1 protein-coding gene and 1 pseudogene are annotated in these 3,125 nt (G+C 62.5%); both read left to right on the forward strand.

What is annotated here, in order from left to right:
* Positions 1-192: 192 nt before the first annotated feature.
* Positions 193-1,353, forward strand: a complete 1,161-nt coding sequence (locus tag DH08_RS30300) for an IS110 family RNA-guided transposase (protein ID WP_192182921.1) — start codon at positions 193-195, stop codon at positions 1,351-1,353.
* Positions 1,354-1,670: 317 nt separating this feature from the next.
* Positions 1,671-2,967: pseudogene (locus DH08_RS30305) on the forward strand (IS1380 family transposase).
* Positions 2,968-3,125 lie beyond the last annotated feature (158 nt).

Raw genomic sequence — 3,125 nt, forward strand, 5'->3', positions numbered from 1 at the left:
CTAGCCCGTCTTATGCACAACGATGGGCCTTTGAGGCTGGCGGATGTAGCTTAAGCGATTGATTTGGCGTAGGATTCGGTTGCTTAGGCCAACCCTTCAACCGCATCTCGCGAGATCCTATGAGGAGATGGATAGCGACCTGCGCTCTGGCAAAGTGAGATCGCTAGCATCTCACTCACCTGGAGGCCAAACATGCCCGTTGCAGCTTGCCGATCCGACGCTCTGACCGCTATCCGTACCGATCTTGGTGCAATCTTCGTCTCCTTGGAACTCAGTCGCTCGAAATGGCTGATCACCTCGCTGTCGCCCGGTGGAGGGAAGATGTCGAAGCATTCGGTAACGGCCGGCGACATCGCCAGCATGCTGGCGCGATTTGCCGAGTTCACCAGGAAGGCAGAGGCGCGGACCGGGAAATGCTTTCCAATCATCGTGATCCAGGAGGCCGGGCTTGACGGCTTCTGGATCCATCGCGTGCTGCAGGCCGAGGGGATCGAAAGCCATGTCGTCGATCCGGCATCGATTGCCACATCGCGCCGCCGTCGGCGGGCAAAAACCGACAAGATCGACGGCGAGGCGCTGGTTCGGGCTTTGCTGGCCCACAAGCGGGGCGAGCCACGGGTTTGTGCGATAGTCCGGGCGCCGACACCGGAAGAAGAGGACCGGCGCCGTCTCTCGCGTGAGCGCAAGGCATTAACGAACGAGCGGATCAGTCACGTCAATCGCGTCAAGGGCCTACTGTTCAGCCAAGGCGTGTCCGGCTACGAGCCGCTGCGCCGCGACCGGCGTAAGCAACTGGAGGCACTTAAGACCGGCGACGGGCGACCATTGCCCGCCCATTTGAAGGCGCAGGTCGCCCGCGAACTCAATCGACTGGAACTTGTTCTGGAACAGATCAAGACGGTCGAAGCCGCGCGCGATGCCATGCTCGCTGCCGCTGAGGCCGTCTCGCCAGCGCCGGCGATGCTGCTCAACCTGAAAGGCATCGGGCCGGAGTTTGCTGCTGTCTTGTGGTCGGAAGGGCTTTCCCGCCATTTTGACAACCGACGACAGCTGGCCGCCTATGCGGGGCTTGCACCGACACCCTGGCAGAGCGGGTCAATCGATCACGACCAGGGGGTCTCGAAATCCGGCAATCCAAGACTACGAACGACGCTGATTCAGCTCGCCTGGCTATGGTTGCGCCATCAATCGCGCTCGGCGCTCACCTTGTGGTTCCAAGATCGGGTCAGGCGCAGTGGCGGGCGGCTCAAGAAAACGACGATCGTTGCGCTTGCCCGTAAGCTGCTCGTCGCGCTTTGGAAATTCGTCAATGCGGGTGTCGCCATCGAGGGGGTAATAATCAAGGCCGCCTGACTAATGACTGCTGAACGTTAGACCTATTCCTATCCTCAGGGCCTGACCAGTCCTGACGATCCAGGTGGACGAACCGAGGTGTGGCTTGGCTTGAAATGCCGCTTCGCGAGAATGGTCCCGTCCTTCTGAGCCTTGTCCGCCGCAAGCGGGATGTTGGTGCAGCTGTTCCGAACAGCGACCGTATATAAGTTGGATCTGGCTCGGCAACGGGCCGCGTCATGCATTGGGCTCAAACCCTGGACGTTGCAACAGCGGAGAAAAAAATGACGCTCTGACGACCATTCGCATTGACCCTCCTCATATAAGCCACACCCGCCATGACCGAGAATACGTTGCTGCCGCTGTCTTTTCCAGCCGTCGGACGCAAGAAGATCACAGCTGCGTTTGACGGCGGCCGCATCACCTCGGATGGCGGCGTCATACTTCTGGCGGCCGCAGAGCGGCGTCCGCAGCGCGTGACGCACGCCATGGCCGACATTCTGCGCGCCCGCATCTTTGCGATCGCATGCGGCTACGAGGATGCCAATGATCTCAACCGGCTGCGCACCGATCCAGCCTTCAAGCTCGCCTGCGGACGGTTGCCCGATAGCGGGCTCGACCTGTGCTCGCAGCCGACGTGTTCGCGGCTGGAGAACCTGCCGGACCTGCGCACCGTCATCCGGCTCGGCCGCGTGCTGGTCGATCTGTGGCTGTCGAGCTATGCCGACGCCGCCGAAAAGCGTCACGCTCGACATCGACGATACGCTGGATGTCGTTCACGGCCATCAGCAGCTCTCGCTCTTCAACGCCCACTACGACGAGCGTTGCTTCCTGCCGATCCATGTCTATGACGCCGCCACCGGCCGCCCGGTCGCCATGATCCTGCGTCCTGGCAAGACCCCGGCGGGCAAGGAGATCCGCAGCCATCTGCGCCGCCTTGTCCGGCGCATCCGCGCCCGCTGGCCGACCACCCGCATCCTAGTCCGCGGTGACAGCCATTACGGCCGGGCGCAAGTCATGGCCTGGTGCGAGGACAATGAGATCGACTACCTCTTCGGCCTGCCCGGCAACAAGGTACTCCAGCGTCTCGTCGATGAAGCCGCCGACGATATCCGCACCCGCCGCGCGCTCGAGCACAAGCCGGTGCTGCGCGGCTATGCCGAGACCCGCTACAAGGCGAAATCCTGGAAGACGGAACGCCGCGCCTGCGCCCGCATCGAGGCAACCACCCTCGGCCTCGACATCCGCTTCGTCATCACCAATCTCGACAAAGGCTCCGCCGAGCATGTCTACGACGTGATCTACTGCGCCCGCGGCCAGGCCGAAAACCTGATCAAGATGCACAAGAGCCAGCTCGCCTCCGACCGCACCAGCTGCCGCTCACCGATTGCCAACCAGGTCCGTCTTGTCCTGCACACCGCCGCATACTGGTTGATGCTCACCCTGCGCGAGGCGGTGCCCACGACCCATCATCTGCGCAACGCCGAGTTCGCTACGCTGCGGCTCAGGCTGCTCAAGCTCGGCGCTCGCGTCATCGAAACCGTCTCGCGCATCCGTCTGGCCTTCGCCGCCGCCTGTCCCGAGGCAAATCTGTTCCGGGTGCTCGCCAGCAATCTGCTACCGGCAGGACCATGACCGCCGGGGCAGCAGGCCCCGGCGAAACCATACAGCTTCCACCCTCCAGCGCGTTCACAAGTCCAGACACAGCCGCGGTGAAAAAGACGCCGCGACGCCACCTGTCCACCGATCAGCGGCAAACAAACCCAGGATGCGTCATGAATAAGCCGGGCTAG

The sequence above is a fragment of the Mesorhizobium amorphae genome, assembly GCF_014843845.1.
In the GTDB taxonomy this organism is placed as follows: Bacteria; Pseudomonadota; Alphaproteobacteria; order Rhizobiales; family Rhizobiaceae; genus Mesorhizobium; species Mesorhizobium amorphae_A.

Coding starts and splice junctions, on each gene's coding strand:
- DH08_RS30300 (WP_192182921.1), top strand. CDS start 193: ATGCCCGTTGCAGCTTGCCGATCCGACGCTCTGACCGCTATCCGTACC.